Origin of the sequence: Nonomuraea typhae, from assembly GCF_009760925.1 — a bacterium.
Lineage (GTDB): Bacteria > Actinomycetota > Actinomycetes > Streptosporangiales > Streptosporangiaceae > Nonomuraea > Nonomuraea typhae.
Window position 1 is genome coordinate 169,460 of the sequence record NZ_VRLV01000022.1, and the last position, 15,578, is coordinate 185,037.

14 protein-coding genes are annotated in these 15,578 nt (G+C 71.1%); 10 read left to right on the forward strand and 4 right to left on the reverse strand.

Translation table 11 applies throughout. The annotated features are described in order from the left end of the window. Window positions 1–61 precede the first annotated feature (61 nt). The gene (locus tag FVE25_RS50075; RefSeq protein WP_157254462.1) at window positions 62–1,585 is read left to right on the forward strand and encodes a peroxidase family protein; all 1,524 of its coding nucleotides are present in this window, start codon (window positions 62–64) and stop codon (window positions 1,583–1,585) included. Here the strand turns inward: FVE25_RS50075 and FVE25_RS50080 are convergent. Together FVE25_RS50080 and FVE25_RS50085 are read right to left on the reverse strand one after the other, a co-directional pair. Further along, window positions 1,545–2,405, reverse strand: a complete 861-nt coding sequence (locus tag FVE25_RS50080) for a metallophosphoesterase family protein (RefSeq protein ID WP_157254463.1) — start codon at window positions 2,403–2,405, stop codon at window positions 1,545–1,547. The genes FVE25_RS50075 and FVE25_RS50080 overlap by 41 nt on opposite strands. A gap of 43 nt (window positions 2,406–2,448) precedes the next feature. Next, the gene (locus FVE25_RS50085; protein WP_157254464.1) at window positions 2,449–3,498 is read right to left on the reverse strand and encodes a glycoside hydrolase 5 family protein; all 1,050 of its coding nucleotides are present in this window, start codon (window positions 3,496–3,498) and stop codon (window positions 2,449–2,451) included. Between the two features lie 135 nt (window positions 3,499–3,633). Between FVE25_RS50085 and FVE25_RS50090 the strand changes: the two genes are divergently transcribed. The 6 genes from FVE25_RS50090 (at window position 3,634) to FVE25_RS50115 (ending at window position 11,599) form a co-directional block, all read left to right on the forward strand. Beyond that, on the forward strand, window positions 3,634–5,925 hold the full coding sequence (locus tag FVE25_RS50090) for a glycosyltransferase family 2 protein (RefSeq protein ID WP_219826000.1): 2,292 nt from the start codon (window positions 3,634–3,636) through the stop codon (window positions 5,923–5,925). Then, entirely contained in the window at window positions 5,922–7,313 is a 1,392-nt protein-coding gene (locus FVE25_RS50095) for a glycosyltransferase (RefSeq protein ID WP_219826001.1), read from the forward strand. The genes FVE25_RS50090 and FVE25_RS50095 overlap by 4 nt, the downstream gene beginning before the upstream one ends. A gap of 10 nt (window positions 7,314–7,323) precedes the next feature. Further along, window positions 7,324–8,730: a hypothetical protein gene (locus FVE25_RS50100; RefSeq protein ID WP_157254465.1), complete on the forward strand. Its 1,407-nt coding sequence runs from the start codon at window positions 7,324–7,326 to the stop codon at window positions 8,728–8,730. A 15-nt stretch (window positions 8,731–8,745) separates the two neighbouring features. Beyond that, window positions 8,746–9,444 (forward strand): VOC family protein, encoded by a 699-nt coding sequence (locus FVE25_RS50105; RefSeq protein WP_157254466.1) that lies wholly within the window; start codon window positions 8,746–8,748, stop codon window positions 9,442–9,444. 81 nt (window positions 9,445–9,525) lie between these two features. Continuing rightward, entirely contained in the window at window positions 9,526–10,101 is a 576-nt protein-coding gene (locus FVE25_RS50110; RefSeq protein ID WP_157254467.1) for a TetR/AcrR family transcriptional regulator, read from the forward strand. 76 nt (window positions 10,102–10,177) lie between these two features. Further along, the gene (locus FVE25_RS50115) at window positions 10,178–11,599 is read left to right on the forward strand and encodes a PI-PLC domain-containing protein (RefSeq protein WP_157254468.1); all 1,422 of its coding nucleotides are present in this window, start codon (window positions 10,178–10,180) and stop codon (window positions 11,597–11,599) included. On the opposite strand, the gene FVE25_RS50120 is transcribed toward FVE25_RS50115, so the two are convergent. Next, window positions 11,573–12,127, reverse strand: coding sequence for a DUF4386 domain-containing protein (locus FVE25_RS50120; protein ID WP_157254469.1), 555 nt, complete (start codon window positions 12,125–12,127; stop codon window positions 11,573–11,575). The genes FVE25_RS50115 and FVE25_RS50120 overlap by 27 nt on opposite strands. A 226-nt stretch (window positions 12,128–12,353) precedes the next feature. Here FVE25_RS50120 and FVE25_RS50125 point away from each other — a divergent pair, with 226 nt between their 5' ends. Next, on the forward strand, window positions 12,354–12,926 hold the full coding sequence (locus tag FVE25_RS50125) for an AfsR/SARP family transcriptional regulator (RefSeq protein ID WP_219826002.1): 573 nt from the start codon (window positions 12,354–12,356) through the stop codon (window positions 12,924–12,926). 74 nt (window positions 12,927–13,000) lie between these two features. After that, the gene (locus FVE25_RS50130; RefSeq protein ID WP_157254470.1) at window positions 13,001–13,642 is read left to right on the forward strand and encodes a hypothetical protein; all 642 of its coding nucleotides are present in this window, start codon (window positions 13,001–13,003) and stop codon (window positions 13,640–13,642) included. Here FVE25_RS50130 and FVE25_RS50135 read toward each other — a convergent pair. Then, on the reverse strand, window positions 13,639–14,520 hold the full coding sequence (locus FVE25_RS50135) for an MBL fold metallo-hydrolase (protein WP_157254471.1): 882 nt from the start codon (window positions 14,518–14,520) through the stop codon (window positions 13,639–13,641). The two genes, FVE25_RS50130 and FVE25_RS50135, sit on opposite strands and share 4 nt — an antisense overlap. An 83-nt stretch (window positions 14,521–14,603) precedes the next feature. On the opposite strand from FVE25_RS50135, the gene FVE25_RS50140 reads away from it, so the two are divergent. Then, window positions 14,604–15,446: a LysR family transcriptional regulator gene (locus tag FVE25_RS50140; protein ID WP_157254472.1), complete on the forward strand. Its 843-nt coding sequence runs from the start codon at window positions 14,604–14,606 to the stop codon at window positions 15,444–15,446. Window positions 15,447–15,578: the final 132 nt, after the last annotated feature.

Sequence of the window (15,578 nt, forward strand, 5' to 3'; positions counted from 1 at the left end):
GGGGGCGTTGAACGGCTGATCGCCAGGGCCGCAAACTTCGCGGCAAGGGAGGTGCTCGTATATGAGCGGTACACACGATGGGGTCAGCCGGCGGGCGTTCTTAGGTGGAGTGGGCGCGACGGCCGTAGCCGCCGTCACGCTGGACCTGGATGCCGCGATAGCCGCTTCGGCCAAGGCCGAGGCGGAAGGCGTGCTGGCCAACAACTTCGGGCGCATTTTCCAGCTTCCGCCGTTCGTCAACGCCAGCGACGCGGTCCGGGCCGGCCTGACGGAAATGGGCAAGGCCGGCGGCATCATGGACGCGAAAGACCCACTGCATTTCGGCCCGATCCGACTGATCACCGAGCCTGAGCTCAGCCCCAACAACGTCGACAATCCCACCCAGACGGCGGGCACCACGTTCCTGGGCCAGTTCCTCGACCACGACATGACCTTCGACGAGACCTCCCCTCTCGGCGTCCCCAAACGGCCGGAGGACTCCCCCAACACCCGCACGCCGCAATTCGACCTCGACACGATGTACGGCGGCGGCCCGGACGTCAGCCCGCACCTCTACCAGACGAACGACCGGGCGAAGTTCCGGATCGAGAGCGGCGGCCAATTCGAGGACCTGCCGCGGCGCAGCAACGGAAGCGCCATCATCCCCGACGACCGCAACGACGAGAACATGATGATCTCGGGATTGCACGTCGCGTTCATGAAGTTCCACAACAGGGTCGTCGACCGGGTGCGCTCGCAGAACTTACCGAACACCTTCGGCACGTCCCGGCTGCACGTCTTATGGCACTACCACTGGATCATCCTGCACGAATTCCTGCCCCAGATCGTCGGGCAGCCGCTGATCGACCACATCATGCGCAACGGCCGGCAGTTCTACCGCCCGTCGACGCCGTTCATCCCGGTGGAGTTCCAGATCGCCTACCGGATGGGCCACAGCATGATCCGCCCGTCCTACCGGGCGAACCTGAAAGGCGACGCCAACAGCGCGCCGTTCTTCGGATTCATCTTCGACCCGGCGGGCGAGGGCCAGGCCGACCCGGTCGACCTGCGCGGCGGCATCCGGGCCAGGCGGCGGTTCATCGGCTGGCAGACCTTCTTCGACTTCGGCGACGGAGAGGTCAGGCGCAACAAGCGCATCGACACGAAGCTGTCCACGCCGCTGTTCCATCTGCCGTTGATGACGATTCCCGGCGGCGACCCGCCGATCTCGCTGGCCACGCGCAATCTGCTGCGGCACGTCACCTGGTCGCTGCCGTCGGGTCAGCGGCTCGCCCAGACCATGGGCATCTCCCCTGTCGACACCAGCGAACTCGCGGCCTTCAACATCGGCATCGAGAGAAGCGCGCCGCTCTGGTACTACGTGCTCAAGGAAGCCGAGACGCTCGCGGGCGGCCAGAGATTGGCCGGGGTCGGCGCCAGGCTGATCGCCGAGGTTTTCATCGGCCTTCTCCAGCTCGATTCCCAGGGTTTTCTCGTCAACGCCCCCAACTGGCGCCCGTTCCTGCCCAGCCGTACCTCTCGCGATTTCACGATGCTCGACCTCCTCACCTACGCGGAGGTCGATCCGGCCAGCCGTCGCCAGTGAGAATGCTCCGCAGCCGGCCGGGCGCGCTCGGGCGCGGCTGCCATTCACGCGGATAACCCAGCGAGACCTCGTCGAACCGGACCCCGTCGTGCCAGGTGGTGCGGGGAATGTGCAGGTGGCCGTAGACGACCGCGGCGGCGTCGAACCGCACATGCCAGTCGGCGGTCTTCTCGGTGCCGCACCACAGGGCGAACTCGGGGTAACGCAGGACCCGCGTCGGCTCGCGCACCGTCGGGTAATGGTTGACCAGCACGGTCGGCAGACCTTCCGGCCGGTCCTCCAGCCGTTTCTCCGTTTCCTTCAGCCGGTCCGCGCACCACGCCTCACGGGTGGGGTGCGGGTCCGGGTGCAGGAACATCTCGTCGGTGCACACGACCCCGGCGTCGTAGGCCCGCTCGAGCGCCTCCTCCGCGGTCGTCGTGCCCTCGGGCCGGAAGGTGTAGTCGTACAGCAGGAACAGCGGGGCGACGACCGCGGGCCCACCCGGGCCGTCCCAGACCTGATAGGGGTCCTCGGGCGTCACCACGCCGAGCGAACGGCACGTCTCGACGAGTAAGTGGTACCGCTCCACGCCGCGCAGCGTCACCTTGTCACCGGGATAGGTCCACAGCTCGTGGTTGCCCGGCGCCCACACGACCTTCGAGAACCTGTCGCTGAGCAGCCGCATGGCCCACACGAAATCGTCGAACACCTCGGCGACGTCGCCGGCGACCAGGAGCCAGTCGCCGGGTGAGGAGGGCCGGAGGGTCTCGACGATCTCCTTGTTCTTCTTGTAGCGCACATGAAGGTCGCTGATGGCGACGAGGGATCTGTTCGGCAAGCGCAGTCCTCTCGGAAGTCCTGTCAGCCTACAAGAACCCGATCTACCGCGACCGGGGGGCCAGGCGGTCCAGGAGGTTGATGACGGGGTCGCCGGGCCCCACCGCGAACATGTCTCCGTCGGTACGGCCGGCGTCGCGCCAGCCCCAGATCACGAACCCGGTCACCCCGGCCTTGAACTGGGCGGCCATCTTGGCCGCGTACGCCTGCGCGCGTTTGCGCAGGCCGCCCGCCTCCCGGGCGTCGATGCCGGCCTCGCCGACGAACATCGGCTTGCCCAGTTCGTTGCACTGGGCCAGCCGTACCGCCAGGCCGTCCCACCGGTTGCCGGGCATCGGCTGGTCGTGCTCGTGGTAGTCGTGGTACTCGCACACGTCGATCTGGGGTGAGGCGTAGACCGTCCGGTACGCCTGGTCCGCGGTGCCGCACTGGCCGCCGCCCATCGTGCCGAGCGTGACCAGGTGGTTGGACGAGGCTTGCTGGGCCACCGCGCCCATGTCGTCGGCGAAGTCGCGCAGCACCGAGGTGGCCTCCGGGCCGCATTCCTCGCTGGGGAAGTCCGGCTTGGCCTCGGCCTCGTTCACCAGCGTCCACAGCGCGATCGCCCGGCTGTTGCGGTAGCGGTGCACGACCTCGGCCACCCACTCCCGGTAGGAGACGATGCCGCCGGGGTCGATCTCCCGGTAGCCGTCGCGGTACCAATCCTCGGTCTTGTAGCCGCTCCACTCGCACTTGCCCCACTGGTCGGTCAGCACGGGCAGCACCTTCACCCCGTGGCGCCGGGCGGTGGCCACCACGTTGTCCAGCGCCCGCCAGTCGCGCCGGCCGTTCTTGGTGGCCAGCCGCTGGAAGAACCAGACGCGGATGACGTTGCCCGCCATCTGCCGCATCGACTTGTCCAGCGCCATGGTGTACCAGCAGTTGCCGTCGCTGGCGGCGTTGTAGACGTTGAGCCCGGCGAAGCGGTACGGCTTGCCGTCCAGCGTCAGCCGGGTGCCGTCACGGGTGACGAACCCCGTCGAGGAGGAGCCCGCGGCCGGGGCCGCGCCCAAGGCCAATGAGGCCATCAGCACCCCGAACATCACCCTTCGCATCGTTGCCCCCTTCAGGTGTCTTTGAGCTGGTCAAGACCGGCGCGCCCCCTGCGAAACGCACTGAATCCTTGCTCAACTTTGCCTGCTCCCTCTTGTCAGATCGAGGATGTCGATGCCGTCGCGTAGGAGATGTAAGTGAGCTTGGCCGTAGTGATGCCCGCCTATTGCGAGGAGGGCAACCTTGAAGCCACCGTCATGGACTTCCTGAGCGTTCTCGAGGGCGGCGAGAACCAGATCATCGTGGTGAACGACGGGTCGCTCGACGCGACCGGCGTCGTGGCCGAGGACCTCGCCACCCGCTTCCCCGGCCGCGTCAGCGTGGTCCACCACGAAACCAACCAGGGGTACGGCGCCGCCGTACGGACCGGCATCCACGCCGCGCTGGAGCGGACCGACGCCGAACTGATCTTCCTGACCGACTCCGACGGGCAGTTCCTGGCCCGTCAGCTCCCGTGGTTCGTCGAGGTCGCGGGCAAGGAGCGCGCCGACGCGGTGGTCGGCTACCGGATGCGCAGGGCCGATCCGCTGGCCCGCCGGGTCTGCGGCTGGTTGTGGACCAGGATGGGCCGCGCCCTGCTGCGTGTGCGAGTGCGCGACGTGGACTGCGCCTACAAGCTGCTGGACCGCCGCCTGCTGGAGAACGTGAGCCTGTACGGCGACGCCGCCACGATCTCCCCCGAGTTGCTGGCCAAGGTGCAGGCCCGAGGCGCCCGGGTGGTGCAGCGGCCGGTCGAGCACTTCCCGCGTGAACACGGTCATCAGACCGGCCTGAATCCGGCGGTGGTGCTGCGGTCGCTGCTGGGCCTGGTGCGGTTGTGGGCCGGCATGTTCCGGCACAGCCCGCTCGGCCGGGCGGCGCAGCGGCTCATCCGCCCGCACGACCCGGCGCTGGCGGTGCTGACCGTGGTCGCGGCGGTGCTGTCCGTGGTCGCGTACGTGTGGTTCGCGAACGTGCCGCTGTCGTATCCGGACGCCGTCTCCCACCTGCTCATCTCCCGCCGCGTCCTGGAGTCGCCCACGCCGGGGCTGGCCCAGCTCGGCGGGGTGTGGCTGCCCCTGCCGCACCTGCTGGCGCTGCCGCTCATCTGGATCGACGCCTGGTATCTGTCCGGGCTGGCCGGGTCGCTGATCTCCATGACGGCGTACGTGCTGACGGCGCGCTACCTCTACAAGACGGCGCACCTCCTCACCCGCAGCAGGGCGGCGGGCCTGGCCGCGGGCGCGGCCTTCGCGCTCTGCCCCGGCGCCCTCTATCTGCAGAGCACCCCGATGACCGAGCTCCCGCTGCTCGCCTGCCTGGCCGCGGCCGTCTACCACCTCACCCGGTGGAGCGTCGCCTGGGAGCACCGCCACCTGGCCGCGGCGGGCCTGGCGGCCATGCTCGCGACGCTCACCAGGTACGAGGCGTGGGTGTTCGTGCCGGCGGCCACCGTCGTGGTGGCGGCGATCACCTGGATCCGCTCCTCCCGCGAGGGCCGGCTGCGCCGGGTCGAGGCGCACGTCATCTACTTCGCGCTGCCCGCCTTCGCCGGCATCGCCGGCTGGCTGGCCTGGAACGTGGTGATCTTCGGTGACCCGTTCTTCTTCCACCACGGCGAATTCTCCCGGGCGTCCCTGTGGGTGTCCGGCGCCGAGGTGACGGCGGGAAGCTGGGGCGTCTCCGCGCTCACCTACGTCTATGCGGTCCTGGGCAACATGGGACCCGCGCTGCCGATCCTGGCGCTGTGCGGGCTGGCCGTCCACCTGTGGCGGCGACGCAGCGCCGTACCTCTGACCCTGCTGGTGTTCCTGCCCTTCTTCGTCTTCACCCTGTACGGCGGGCAGCGCCCGTTGCACGTGGAGGAGATCACCGGCGACCTCTACAACGTCCGGTTCGGCCTGGTCATGCTGCTGCCGGTGGCCCTGCTGGTGGGCGGGCTGGTGGCGGAGATCCGGCCGGCGGTCACGGCGCTGCGCCTCCGGCTGGCCCGCGTCCCCGCGGCCAGGGTGCGCGGTCTGGGGCAGATCGCCGCCGGAGCCGTGATCGTCGCATGCTGCGTGGCCGCGACCGCGAGCGGGATCGACACCAGGCGCGAGGCCGAGGCGTTCCGCGCCACCGAGGTGGAGCACGCGGCGGCCAGGGCCGCGCAGTGGCTGAAGCGGAACTACACCGGCGGCGACGTGCTCATGGCCACCTTCGGCAACGAGACCATGACGTTCGACTCGCACGTGCCGCTGCCGTCGATCGTGTACGAGGGCAGCTTCCGCCGCTGGCAGCCCGCCCTGCGCGACCCGGCGGCCAACGGCATCCGGTGGATCCACCTGCGGCAGGCCGAGGGCCGGCAGGACCAGGTCTGGCGCGCGCTCGACGGCTCGGCCGCGCTGCGCCCCTACACGCTCGTCTACGAGGACCACTACCGCCGCATCTACAGGAAGGCAGACACGTGAGCCAGCAGACCCTGACCACGGCCGCCGCGCTCACGTGCGACAGCGCGCGGACCCTGCTCAACCGCGGTCAGGCGCTCGTCGCCGTCGGCGCAGGGCTGCTGCTCGCGGCGGTGGCCCTTCTCGGGCCCGGCGCGACCGGCCTGGCACTGACCGCGGCGGCGAGCGTCCTGTACGTCCTGGTCATCTCGTTCAAGGTGCTGCTGAGCCGCGGCGGTGACCGGTCGCGCGTGATGCGTTTCTCCGCGGGAGAGCTGCCGCCCTACGAGGAACTGCCCGTCTACACCGTGCTCGTGCCGCTCCACCGCGAGGGCCGGGTCCTTTCCGGGCTGCTCGACCGGCTGGCCGCCCTCGACTACCCCACCGACCGGCGGCAGATCCTGCTGCTGATCGAAGAGGACGACGAGGAGACCCGCCGGGCGCTGCCCGCCGAACTGCCGCAGGGCTTCGAGACCGTGCTGATCCCGCCCAGCCATCCGCGGACCAAGCCCAAGGCGTGCAACGTGGGCCTGACCCACGCGCGCGGCGAATTCTGCGTCATCTACGACGCCGAGGACCAGCCCGAGCCCCGGCAGTTGCGCAAGGCCGTCGCCGCTTTCCGCAGCTCGCCGCGCTGGATGGTGTGCGTGCAGGCGGAACTGCAGTACTGGAACCCGTGGACGAACTGGCTGACCCGCTGCTTCGCCGCCGAATACGCCCAGAACTTCGGCCAGTTCCTGCACGGCCTCGACCGCTTCCGGCTGCCCATCCCGCTGGGCGGCACCTCCAACCACTTCCGCACCGACGCGCTGCGCGACCTGGGCGCATGGGATCCGTACAACGTCACCGAGGACGCGGACCTGGGCATGCGCATCGCCCGGCGCGGCTGGAGCGTGCGCATGATGGAGTCGGTGACGCTCGAGGAGGCCAACTGCCGCCTGGGCAACTGGCTGCGCCAGCGCAGCCGGTGGATCAAGGGGTACTGCCAGACCTGGCTGGTCCACATGCGCTCGCCCGCGCAGCTGTGGCGGGACCTCGGGCCGCGGGGCTTCGCCGCCTTCCACCTCACCATGGGCTTCTCCACGCTCACCACGCTGCTCAACCCGATCTTCTGGGCGATGACCGTGCTCTACTTCGTCGCGGGCTCGGACCCGATAGCCGGGCTCTTCCCCGGCCCCGTGCTCTACATCGCCGCGCTGTCCTTCGTCGCCGGCAACCTGCTGCTCATGCACGGCTACATGGCCGGATGCCTGGAACGCGGCCTGCACGCGGCGGTCCGGACGATGCTGTTCGTCCCGCTGTACTGGGCGCTGATGAGCGTGGCGGCCTACAAGGCGGTGTGGCAGCTCCTGCGGCCCAGCCGCCGGCACTTCTGGGAGCTGACCGAGCACGGTCTCGTGAAGAGCCACTGAGGGGGTCCGCGTGCCTGCTCTCACCCGCCGCGTCTTCCTGCGGGGTTCGGCCGTCACCGCCTTCGCGGCGCTGACGGCCCCTGCGGGGGACCTGGCCGTCTCCTTCGGCAAGGCCGACATCACCCCCGCCCCGGGCATGTACCTGGCCGGGTACGCGGTCGACACGCCACACGCGGCGACCGGCGCCCACCAGCCGCTCTGGGCACGCTGCACCGTCTACTGGGACCACGGCCGCCCGGTCGTCGTCGTGACGGCCGACGTCCTGGGCCTGCCGCGCAGCATGAGCCAGATGATCCGGCACGGCGTGCAGTCGCTGGGCGTGGCCGGCTCCGACTTCGCCCTGCTGGCCACGCACACGCATACCGGCCCCGTGCTCCTGGACAAGCTCGACCCCTACATCGCCTACAACATCAGCGGCCGCCAGATGGACCCGGTGCTCGCCTACAGCTCGACCCTGATGTCAACGATCGTCACCTTGGTCCGCGACACCCTGAGCGCCGTGCGCATCCCCTGCACCCTCGACCACACGGTGACGGCCGCCGACTTCTCCTTCAACCGCGAGGGCCTGTCCTACCGGGAACGCGACGTGCCCGTCCTCACCGCACGCAGCCTCACCGGCCGCCCGCTCGCCATCCTCTTCGGGTACGGTTGCCACCCCGTCTCGGCCGGCAAGCAGAGCCTGTTCGACCCGGACTACCCCGGCGCCGCCGTCCATCGGATCGAGACCGCCTCGGAGGTCTTCGCCCAGTACGTCCCCGGCGCGGCCGGCGACCAGGCGCCCACCGGCTCCCGGGGCTGGCCCCTGCGCGACCGGCTGGGCCGGATCCTCGGCGACGCCGTCCTGCAGGCCGCCCGGACGCCCGGCCGTACCCTCCGCGGCCCGATCCGCACCGCCTACCAGGACGTCGACCTGCCCTTGGACCTGGGCGACCTGCCGGCCATGCGCCAGGACTACACCCAGCGCCTGGCGAAACACGGCCTGGGCTACTACCGCCGCCACGCGGAGATGATGATCGACCAGCTCGATCGGCGCGCCTTCGCCACCGCCATGCCCGTTCCCCTCCAGTCATGGACCGTCGGGGACTCCCTGCGCCTCGCCCTCATCGGCGGCGAACTCGTCTCCGGCTACGCCGCCTACTTCCGCGCCCGCTACCCCGGCATCTGGGTCGCGGCCTACGCCAACGAGGTGCCCGGCTACATCCCCTCCGACGGCCTCATCAACGGCGGCGGGGCCCAGTACTACACGTGCGGCTGGTCCACCGACCACCCGCGGATCGCCGGGGGCGCGATGACCGTCTACGGCCACCTGGGCAAACCCCTCAGCCGCAAGGAGGGCACGACCACGATGGGCTTCGAACAGACGCTGATCACCGCCATGACCGGCCTTCTCCATGGGGTAGGCTCTAGTCAAACTTGATTAGTGGAGGACTTCATGGCCGACGAGATCACCGTGCCGCTGCTCCCCTGCCGGTCCATCGACGAGATGGTCGAGTTCTACACGATGCTGGGCTTCACCAAGACCTACTACCAGACCCGGCCGAATCCCTATGTGGCGCTCAAGCGCGAGGACCTCGAGCTGGGCTTCTTCGGCATGCCGGAGGGCTTCAAGCCCGAGGACTCCTACGGCACCTGCGTGGTCGTCGTACCCGACACCGGGGCGTTGTTCGAGGCGTTCGCCGCGGGGATGCGGGAGAAGCACGGAAAGCTCCTGGTGTCCGGCATCCCCCGGATGACCCGGCCCCGCAGGCGGAAGAACGCCGACGGCCACTCCGGGTTCGCGGTCATCGACCCCGGCGGCAACTGGATCCGCATCATGGCGGCCAAGCCCCTGCCCGAGGAGGAGCACGGGAGGCTCACCAAGTCCCTGCGGAGCGCGGTGGTGATGGGCGACTCCCACGGCAACCACGTGCGGGCGGCCAAGATCCTGGACGACGCCCTGGAGCGGGACCGGGACACCGCCACTCCGGGCGAGCTCCTCGAGGCGCTGGCCTACCGGGCCGAGCTCGCGCTGCGGGCCGGCGATCCGGCCGCCGCCCGGGACGCGCTCGGCCGGGCCCGCGCGCTCGGCCTTTCCGCACCCGAGTTCGCCGACGCCCTGGGCGCCCTCGACGACCTGGAGGCCGCCCTCTAGAGACGGCCTCTCCCGAAGGACCGAGCCGTCCTGCCGATACGATGGGGAACTTCGTTCCGGTTGGCCGGCGTCGGAGGCGCAGTGAGCGATGGGGTCGCGGGGCAGGGGCGTAAGCGGGCCGACGCCCAGCGCAACGAGCGGACGCTGCTCGACGCCGCCGCGGCGGTCTTCGTGACCTCGGGGGTCGAGGCGCCGGTGCGTGACATCGCCGCCCGGGCAGGTGTCGGAGTAGCCACGATTTACCGACATTTCCCGACTCGGGCGGACCTGGTCATCGCCGTCTACGGGCACCAGGTCGAAGCGTGCGCCGAGGCCGGCCGCAGCCTGCTGGACAGCGGTCCGGCCCCGCTCGCCGCGCTGGGGCGGTGGGTCAACCTGTTCGTGGACTTCCTGGTCACCACCCGCGGGCTGGCCGCCGTGCTCCGCTCCGATCAGGTGGGCTTCGAGACGCTGCACGGCTACTTGCTCGACCGGCTTCTCCCGGTGTGCACCCGGTTGCTGGACGCCGCGGCCGCCGCGGGTGAGATCCGGGCCGACACCGACGCGTACGAGTTCCTGCGCGGCGTCGGCAACCTCTGCATCGGCGCCGACCACGATCCCCGCTACGACGCCCGCCGCATGGTCGCGCTCCTCGTGGCGGGGCTGCGCCTGCCGTGACGCCGAAAGGGCCGGGCCCGCGTCCTTCGGCCCCGATCGTGTGGCCGAAGGTCGTCCCCGATGTGATGATCGGTGAATGCCGCGATCGACAACCGCCTTATCCCTGCTGGCCGTCACGACCGCTGCCAGCCTTCTGACCAGCGGAAACGCCGAAGCCGCCGCCGCGGAGCCACCGCTGACCGCGGCGGTCTTCCGTGCCACGCACAACAGCTACTCGGGCAACCTCGGTGGCGCCAGAGGCCCGATCTCCCAGCAGCTCGATGCGGGCATCCGCTTCGTCGAGTACGACATCCACGACAACGGGTTCACCAGCCGGGGCGACTACGCCCTCGGCCACGACGCGCCGGGCGACGAGGTGGACCACGCGGGCAACCCCGCCTCCGGCAACCTGGGCGACTGGCTCAGGACCGTCGGCACCTGGTCCGCGGCGCATCCCCAGGCCGCCCCGATCGTCGTCGCCCTGGACGTCAAGGACAACCTCACCGACAACGCCAATCACGCCGAAGGCAATCTGGCCGCGCTCAACGACCGGCTCACCTCCGCCTTCGGCGAGCGCCTCTTCAGGGCGTCCGACTACCGGCCCGCGGGCCCGCCGACGGTGGGCCAGTTGCGTGGCCGGATCCTCGCCGTGCTCTCGGGTGACGGGAGAACCCGCACCCTGTACCGCCGCGACACCGGCTACAACCCGGCCATCGCGCTCAACAACCGCGGCCAGGTCGTCGAGGTGCACGACTCGGGCAACGGCACGCTCTGGTACTGGACCGGCAGGTACGGCTCCGACGGCCGGGTGAGCTGGCTGCGCCACGGCAGGTACGACACCGGCGAGAACCCGGCCGTGGCGATGAACGACAACGGCGACGTGGTGGAGGTCCACGAGTCCGAGAACACCGACGCGCTGTGGTACCGAGTCGGCCGGCTCGACGCCGCCACGGGCGAGATCCGCTGGTCGGCCGGCCGTCAGTACGACCGGGGCGTCAGGCCGACGATCCGGTTCACCGGCCAGGCGCGGCTGCGCGAGATCCACCAGAGCCAGAGCGGCGGCCAGAACTGGGATTGGGACGGCGTGCTCGGCGACATGGCCGTCTCCTGGAGCGGCAACGGGAAGACCGCCGACCCCCGCTACGACAAGACCACCTCGGCCGCCGGCGCCTCCTGGGTCCGGGTGCGCACCGCCGCCGACCGCGCCACCCCGGCCGAGACCCTGCGCGTGGACACCGACCGGGTCACGGGTGACCTGATCCGCTACCAGCAGGTCGCCTTCCACGAGTTCCAGAAGGGCAACAGCGCCGAGCTCCAGCAGGACGCGCTGTTCTACGCCGCCCCCGCGAGCGAGTCCGCGTTCATCACCGGCGCCCGCCAGGCGGGCAAACTGGTGCGCGGCTGGGGCTTCAACTCCGCGGCCGACGCCACCACCCCGATCGCCGGCTACCCGGCCACGGACACCCCGTACGCCTCCTGGTACGTCCAGGTGCTAGACCGGTCCGGCGCCGTCTCCTGACCCTTTCACCAGCAGCCGCACGGCCAGCACCATTTCGTTCACGGCCAGCGGAAGGAACAGCACGACGTACACCGGTGAATCCGGGGACACCACGCCGAACACGACGAGGAGGCCGCCGGCCAGATACGGCGCCACCGCGGCGAGCGCCCAGCCGGAGATCCATCGGGGCACGAACCGCGACCGGTAGAGCAGCACGTTGAGCAGCACGACGCTGAGGCAGAAGAAGACCACGCTGCTGTGCCCCCACACGGCGTACCCCGGAACCGCGCCACCGCTCAGCGGCCCGATCGCCGCGGGCAACAGGAGGACGACTTCCAGGGTCCTGGTGACGACGTAGCCGAGCGCCGGCGCTTCGCCGTACTCCTTGAGGATCGGAAACAGCGTCGGCGCGATCATGGCGATGGCGACGGCCATGATCAGCGCCATGATGCCGCCTCCCGGCCCGCGCACCACCGTGCTGAGCACGCCTGCCGCGGTGGCGGTGAGGAAAAGGGTGCCGGTCACCCGGGCCAGTGTCTGTTTGCGCATGCGGCCAGGGTCGGCGGCGCCGGTGTGCGGGTGGTGTGCGGCGGGCTTGCCGGATATTTCGCCGATATGGGAGCCTCGGCCGGAGGTCGACATCCGGGAGCGGGCCTGTGGTGCGGATCGCGTTGCTCGGGGGTGTCCGAGCCTCCACCGACGACGGCCGGCCGATCGACATCGGCCCGGCGAAGTCGCAGACGCTGCTCGCCGCGCTGACGTACCCGCGGACGCGGTGGACGTCTCCCGGTTCCGGCGGCGGCTGCGCGACGGTGAGGTCACGGCGGCTCTGGCGGAGTGGGGCGGCGACCCCTTGGCGGGCCTGGACGCGCCCGGGCTCGCGGCGGCGGTGGCCGGGCTGACCGAGGAGTGGCTGGGGGCCGTGGAAGCCGGCCTCGGGCGGCGCGATCCGCAGGAGGTCGTCGGCACGCTGGCCGAGCTCACCGAGCGCCACCCCCTGAGGGAAGGTCTGTGGGCGCTGCTGATGACGGCGCTGTACCGCGCGGGCCGCCAGGGCGACGCGCTCGCCGCCTTCCGGCGGGCACGCGAGCACCTGGTGACCGAGCTCGGCGTCGAGCCGGGGCCGGAGTTGCGGGAGCTCGAGTCACAGATCCTGGCCCACGACGTACGGCAGCGCCCCCCGGTGATCCGGCTCCTCGGCCGGGACGACGACCTGCGAGCCGTCGCCGACGCGCTCCGGCGCTGCCCGATCGTGACCCTGGTGGGGCCGGGCGGAATCGGCAAGACCCAGCTCGCGCTCGCGGCGGCCGCCGGGTACGACGGGGAGGCCCGCCGGACCACCCGCTGAGCCGCTACGCGCAGGCTTACGCGTCGGGCGACGGTGAGGCCCTTCGGCGCAGCCTGCCGTACGCCGCACAAGCCGTGGAGCAGGACCTGGCGGCGTTCCTCGAGATGACGTCGGCGGGCCCGCTGCTGGGCATCGGGCGGTTCGAGCAGGTCGACGCGTCGGTCTCGGCGCTGGCGGAGCGGTATCGGGTCACGGGTCCGCCGACGCTGCTGCACTGGGCGCTGCAGACGCTCGGGTACTCGGCCTTGCTCCAAGGCGGGCAGGACGAGGCGGCGCGGTATTTCGACGAGGCCGCCGGGGTCGAGGTGCCGGCGGGCACGCTGTCGGCCGGCAAGACCACCGCGGCCCGCTCCGCGTTCCGCCGCGGCGACCGGCCGCGGGCCTTCCAGCTCCTCCGATCCCACGTGACGGAACTGCTGGAGACCGACAACGTCGTCGCCGCCGGGGTCGTGGGCGTCGAGTTCGTCACCATGATGGCCGCGGTCGGCCGCGTCACCGAGGCGGCCCACGTCCTGAGGTACCTGGAGACGGCCAACGACTTCGCCGCCCTGGCGGCCAGGACGCTCGCCGGCGAAGCGGCCGCCAAGGTCGCCGCAGGCGGGCCCATCCCGACCAGCCCGCTGGACGACCGCGCCGCCCTCGTCTACATGCGCGACGCCCTCGGCGGCCAACCACCCGCCAACCGCGAACCCAACCTCTCAGGTCAGAACAGCTAGGGGTGTTCGGCGCAGAGGCAGCCGACGCCCTTCTCGATCCAATCCTGCCCGGCCCAGTCAGGGTGGCGGGCCAGCATCGCCGCCCTGACCTCCGCCACGATGGTCTCCTCGGGCATCGCCGAGTCGCGCCGCCGCCAGGTCTCGTCCCGCAGCAGCCGCAGGTAGTCGCCGGTGGCGGCCAGCAGCTCGGGGCCGCCGACGTCGCCGTGTCCCGGCACGACCACGCGCGGAGCCTGGGCCGCCAGCCGTTCCATGACCGTGATCCAGCGCACGCCGGACACGTCGGTGTCGTGCGGCGGGAACCACGGGAAGATCGCGAACTGGCCGGCCTCCACCAGGTCGCCGGTGAACATCATCCCGGCGTCGGGCACGGTGACCACCTGGTCGCCCTTGCTGTGCGCGCGGCCGGTGGCGCGCAGGTGAACCACCCGGCCGCCCAGGTCGAGGTCGTAGGCGTCGGCGTAGACGACGTCGGGCTGGGCCAGGGAGACGCCCTCCAGCCGGCGGGCCACGCCGTCGCCGAGTCCCCTGAACATCCCCAGGTACCCGGGCCCCTTGGCGGCCAGGTCGTCGGCCTGCGCCTGGTTGACCAGATACGTGGCCCGCCCGGCGAACACCTCGGCGCCGAAGGCGTGCTCGGGATGGAAGTGCGTGGTGGTCAGGTACAGCTCGCGCCCCCGGGCGAACTCGGCGGCGAACGCCAGCACGGCTTCGGCGTTGGCCGGGCCCAGGCCGGTTTCGACGACCAGCACGGCCCGCGTGCCGCCGATCACGCCGATGTTGGGCACCAGCTCCACCCGCCGGTTCGGGATCACGACCAGGTCACGGGCGAGCTCCTCAGCCCCGGCGACTTGGACCACAGGGTCATGGTTCGTCATGGGTCCCAGTTCACCGCCCGGGGTTCCAGGGGGTCCAACACCGCTCGCGCAGCGCCGATACCGTGCGGGTATCGTGGCCGCTGATGGAGCTACGCCTGCTCACCTACTTCGTGGCGATCGCCGAGGAACGGCATTTCGGGCGCGCCGCCGTACGCCTGCACATGACGCAGCCGCCGCTCAGCCGCGCGATCAGGCGGCTTGAGGCCGACCTCGGCGCCACGCTCCTGCACCGCTCCCCGGCCGGCGTCACGCTCACCGCCGCCGGGCAGGCGCTCCTCGAGGAGGCCCGCACCCTGCTGGAGCAGGCGGCGCAGGCACGGGCCCGGGTCACGGCCGCCTCCACCCTGACCATCGGCACGCTAGCCGGCAACGCCGAGCAGGCCCGCATCCGGCTGGCCGACGGCTTCCGCGCCCGGCACCCGGACGTCACCGTGCGCATCCGGGAGGCCGACCTCAGCGACCCGGCCGCCGGCCTGCGCGCGGGGCTGGCCGACGTGGCGCTGACCAGGCTGCCGTTCGACCGGAGCGGCCTCCGGGTCCACGTGCTGCGCGAGGATCCCGTGGGCGCGGTGCTGCGGGCCGACGACCCGCTCGCCCGCCGGGACGTCCTGCACCTGCGCGACCTGGCCGGACGCCGCTGGTTCCAGTTCCCCGACGGCACCGACCCGCTGTGGCGCGACTACTGGAACGCCGGTGAGCCCCGCGAGGGGCCCGTGGTCCGCACCGTGGAGGAGTGCGTGCAGGCCGTCCTGTGGAACGGCACCGTCGGGCTCACGCCGCTGCCCCACCATCTGCCCGAAGGTCTCACCGCGGTACGGCTGGCCGACCAGCCGCCCAGTCCGGTCGTGGTGGCCTGGGCCGATTCCGCGGGGAACCCGCTCATCCGCTCCTTCCTCGACCTCGTGGCGGCCGTCAGCGGATCGTGACCGGGCGCTAGTGTGATGCGCCAGAAATTCTGAGGGTAAGGAAGTAGCCTGTTGGCATGTCGCATCCGGGGCCTTCCGCTGTGGAAGTCACGCTGTCCGAGGACGAGCGTGCGGAACTGCTGAGCCGGGCGG